Genomic DNA, 4,815 nt, shown 5'->3' with positions numbered 1-4,815 from the left:
AGTAAAATTCCAAGCGTCAAGGCGCTTAAAAGAGCGTTATTTATTTTCATCGTTCACCTCGTTAGTTTGGACTTTTTTGCCGCGTCTATCAAGCCAAGCGTTGAAGCTTTCGAGCAGGTAGAAAAACAGCGGCACGAAAAAGATCGCGATCGTAGATGCCGCGAGCATTCCGCCTACGACGCCGGTTCCTAGCGCGTGGCGGCTAGCAGCGCCCGCGCCGGTAGCGATAACCATCGGAAGCACGCCGAGACCGAACGCAAGGCTCGTCATCACGATAGGGCGGAACCTCATCTTGGCGGCCTCTACGGCGGCTTCAGCGATAGGGCAGTGGTTGTTTAGGTGCTCGTTCATCGCAAATTCCACGATCAAAATCGCGTTTTTCGCCGCCAGACCGATTAGAAGCAAAAGTCCGATCTGAAAATATATGTCGTTATTCAGCCCGCGGAAATATGTAAACACGAGCGCTCCGAATACCGAAAACGGCACGGCGGTAAGTACGGCAAGCGGCATGAGCCACCTTTCGTATTGAGCCGCCAGGATCAAAAACACGAAGATCATTCCAAATACAAACGCCTGCGAGCCTTTGCCGGTCTCGCTGACCTCTTGATACGCGGAGCCCGCCCAGCCGATAGAATATCCGCTAGGAAGTTCCTCTTTTATAACCTCTTGGATCGCTGCAATCGCCTGACCCGAAGTGTAGCCCGTATTTGGCTCGCCCATAATCTGCGCTGCTGGGAAGGCGTTAAATCTATTAACGGAATCAGGACCCAGCGAGCGCTCAAGTCTCACTAAAGAATTTAACGGTATCAGATCGCCACTAGCGCTGCGGACGTAGAGCGATTTTAGATCGTTAGGATCGTCTCTGTAGTTTTGCGTAGCGCGGATATAGACCTTGAACGTGCGCCCCATAAGGTTAAAGTCGTTGATATAATACTGCCCGATGGTAGAATTTAGCACGGTAAAAATATCCGCTATCTTAACGCCTAGCATCTTTACCTTCTCTTTATCGACGTAGAGCTTATACTGCGGGAAATCGGTATCCAGCGTCGTTCGCACGAGTTTTAAAGCGGGATGTTGGTTAGCTTTGGCGGTTACGCGATCCATATCGGCGCGAATTTCATCGTAGCTCTTGCCCGTCGTACTTTGCGCGTAGAGCTCAAATCCGCCCGTAAGCGAAAGCCCCATAATAGGAGGCGGCGTAACGACGTAAGTCATCGAGTTGCGATCCGCGCCGTAGAGCTGCCCGTTTAGCGCGGCAGCTATGGCGAAGTTGGAATTTTCATCGCCGGGGCGCTCCTTCCAGTCTTTTAGCTTCATAAAAAAAGCTCCCGCATTTTCTCTAAGCGCTCCGGCTAGCATATCGTATCCCGTGATTTGGGTTATATCTTTTACGTTTGGATACTTTTTAGCGATACTTGCGATGAAATCCTGATCGGCTTCCGTCCTAGGTAGAGTAGATGCCGACGGAAGCGTAGTCATTGCCATAATCGAGCCTTTGTCTTCGTTAGGCACTAGGCCGCTAGGAGTGAGCACAAGAAGCTTCACCATTGCATAGATGATGATGCCCACAAAAACGAGGCTGATTAGTACGTGGCGAAGAACCATGCCGACGCCTGCGGCATAAATTTTAGTTGAGATGCTAAAAAGATTATTAAACCATCTTATAAAGAAAAAAGGCTCAGATTCCTTTTTTTGCAAGATTAGGGCGCAAAGCGCGGGCGTTAGCGTAAGGGCTACGAAGCCTGAAAAGCACACCGAAGCCACGAGCGTTAAGGCAAATTGCCTCTGCATAACCCCCGTAAAGCCCTCCATAAACGCAACCGGCACGAAAACCGCCGAAAGCACGAGTACGATCGAGATGACGGGCGCTACGATCTCGCCGATCGCTTTTGTGGTAGCCTCTTTGACGCTAAGATCCGGCTCCTCGTGCAAAATTCTCTCTACGTTTTCGATTACTATGATTGCGTCATCCACGACGATGCCGATAGCTAAAATAAGCGCAAAAAGGGTAATTAAATTTATAGAAAATCCGAAGGCATAAATTCCGATAAACGCGCCGCAGATTGACACAGGCGCAGCAAGCGTCGGAATGATTGTCGCTCTAAGGTTGCCTAAGAACATATACATAACTACGATGACGAGGATTAACGCTTCAATGAAAGTATGAATGACCTCTTCGATCGATACTTTTACGAAGCTAGTCGTATCGTAGGCGACGTCGTAGGTCAGCTCGCCTGGGAAATTTGGTTTAAGCTCGTCTATGCGCTTATTTACCGCTTCAACTACGGCTAGGGCGTTGGCACCGCTTTGCATAAAGATAAGCACAGGCACCATCTCTTTACCGTTAAATTTCGCCGAGATATTGTAGCTTGCGCCGCCAAGTTTGACCTCGGCGACATCTTTTACGTGCAAGAAATTCCCATCTTTTTGCGCACGTATGATGATATTTTCAAACTCTTCGACGGTTTTTAAACGACCCTCAGGCTTGATCGCATATACGTAGGGATTGCCTAAGTTCATCGGCTGCTCGCCCATCTTACCCGCGGCGTATTGGCTGTTTTGCTCGCTTATTGCGGCGATTATCTCGGCGGTCGTAACGTTAAATTTCTTAAGTAGCTCGGGCTTTACCCAGATCCTCATCGCGTAGTCTTTCGTTCCCAGCGCCTGCGCTTCGCCGACGCCCGGCACGCGCTTTAGCTCATCTACGACGTTGATAGCTACGTAGTTTTGCATCTCTACGACATCCATCTGCTCGCTAGGATCGTAAAACGCGAGCACTTCCAGCATCGTGCTGCTACGCTCGGTGACGGTTACGCCATAGCGGCGCACTTCATCGGGAAGTAGCGTAAGAGCTGGCGTGACGCGGTTGTTTACATTGACTTTCGCATCTGCTGGATTTGTGCCGATTTGAAAATATACGTTGATACGAACGTCGCCGGAGGAGCTTGCTGAGCTTTCCATATAGATCATATTTTCAACGCCATTGATTGCGTTTTCAAGAGGGGCTGCGACGACGTCGGCGATCGTCTGTGCATCCGCGCCGCTATATGTAGCACTTACGACGATTTGCGGCGGCGTGAGTTGCGGATACTCCTCGACCGAGGAATTTTTAAGAGCCAAAACGCCCGCGATTACGATGATGATCGAAACGACGCAGGCAAAGACGGGGCGGTTGATGAAAAATTTAGAAAACATTATTTCCCGCTTTCCGCATTGCTCTGAGATGCTTCAGGCTGTCCCGCTACGTAGGGATCGGTACTGGCTGGCACCGGAGTGACCTTGGAGCCCACGTTGATCTTTTTAAAATTATCCAAAATGATCTGATCGCCGTCTTGCAGTCCGCTTGAGATCGTCGCCGTGCGGGTATCTTGAGCTGCGATTTTGACCACTTTTTTAGCGACCTTTCCGTCTTGCACGACATAGACTACGGTGTTGCTAAGATCTTGCTTGAGCGCAACTTGCGGAATTTTAAAGCCGTTTTTCTGATAAAAGCCCTCGACGCTTACTTTAGTAAAAATTCCAGGGCGAATTTCTAAGTTTGGATTTGGAATTTGAGCCTTGGCGCTGACGGACGCGGTGTTTGTATTGATGACGCTATCGATGAAGCTTAGCGTGCCGTTGTAGTCCTTGCCGCCGAGATTTATGCTTACCTGACGGCCCAGCTGCTTCCACTGCCCGTTTCTTAAATTTGCATCAAGCTCCAGTCTATCGACGTCCGCGATGCCGAATTCCACGTCGATCGGATCAAATTTGCTAAGGCGCACCAGATCCTCGCCCACGTTTACGTACGCGCCCACGTCCTTTTGCGTATCGCCCGCCATGCCGTCAAAAGGCGCGGTTACGAGCGAGTGATCAAGATCGATCTTTGCGCTTTTAAAATTTGCTTCGGCTACCATAAATGCGGCTTTTGCGGTGTCAAAGTCCTTTTGAGAGATCGTGTTGCTAGCTTTTAGCGCCTTGGCTCTTTTGTAGTCCGCCGAGGCGTTTTGTAGATTAGCGTTTGCGCTGTCAAACGCCGCTTGGTAGCGCGAGCGGTCGATCTCGTAAAGCACGTCGCCCTTTTTGACGCTGTGGCCAGGTTCAAAAAGCTGCTTTTCGATGGTACCCGAAACCTGCGGCTTTAGCATTATCTCAAGCTCGCTTACGGTCTGTCCGTTAAATTTCAAAATTATCGGCACGTCGGCGGATTTGGCGATAAATACGCCAACCGGCAGCGCGGGGGTCTCGCCGCCTTGCTTCGCGCCGCTTTCCTCCTTTTTTTCGAAATAGGAGCAGCCCGAAACTAAAAACGCTGCGAAAATCAAACTGGCGACTCTTTTCATGTAAATTCCTCTATTTGGATTAAAATTTTGTATTTGTAATAGTTATTACGAATAAATTATAAATTATAATAAAAACTATATAAATAAAACTTAAATTTAGCCCGTAAAATAATATATCTGGGGAATTATAGCGGAATTTCGATATAATCGCGCTAAAATTTTAAAGGCTTTTTATGAGAAAAATTCTTACTATCGCGGGTTCGGACAGCGGCGGCGGCGCGGGCATCCAAGCCGATATCAAGACGATTAGCGCGCATAAGATGTTTGCAATGAGCGCTATTACGGCGCTTACGGCGCAAAATTCGCGCGGCGTAAGCGGCGTGCTGGACGTTTCGCCAGATTTTGTAGAGGCGCAGTTGGACGCTATTTTTAGCGACATCTTTCCGGACGCCGTTAAAATCGGAATGATCTCCAATGAGGGGGTTGCCGAAGCCATCGCAAAGAGCCTGAGCAATCACGACGCGAAAAACGTCGTCTTAGATCCCGTGATGGT

General features: G+C 49.2%; 3 protein-coding genes. 1 reads left to right on the top strand and 2 read right to left on the bottom strand.

Annotation, left to right across the window (positions count from 1 at the left end):
- Window positions 1–36: 36 nt before the first annotated feature.
- Window positions 37–3,195, bottom strand: coding sequence for a multidrug efflux RND transporter permease subunit (locus Q0614_RS10560; RefSeq protein WP_298788608.1), 3,159 nt, complete (start codon window positions 3,193–3,195; stop codon window positions 37–39).
- The gene (locus Q0614_RS10555) at window positions 3,195–4,322 is read right to left on the bottom strand and encodes an efflux RND transporter periplasmic adaptor subunit (protein ID WP_298788606.1); all 1,128 of its coding nucleotides are present in this window, start codon (window positions 4,320–4,322) and stop codon (window positions 3,195–3,197) included. The genes Q0614_RS10560 and Q0614_RS10555 overlap by 1 nt, the downstream gene beginning before the upstream one ends.
- A gap of 173 nt (window positions 4,323–4,495) precedes the next feature.
- On the opposite strand from Q0614_RS10555, the gene Q0614_RS10550 reads away from it, so the two are divergent.
- Window positions 4,496–4,815, top strand: a 320-nt coding sequence (locus Q0614_RS10550; RefSeq protein ID WP_298788597.1) for a bifunctional hydroxymethylpyrimidine kinase/phosphomethylpyrimidine kinase, incomplete at its 3' end; no start/stop codon positions are given.

The organism is uncultured Campylobacter sp., assembly GCF_937997595.1.
Classification (GTDB): domain Bacteria; phylum Campylobacterota; class Campylobacteria; order Campylobacterales; family Campylobacteraceae; genus Campylobacter_B.
This window is presented reverse-complemented; position numbering and strand designations above follow the sequence as displayed.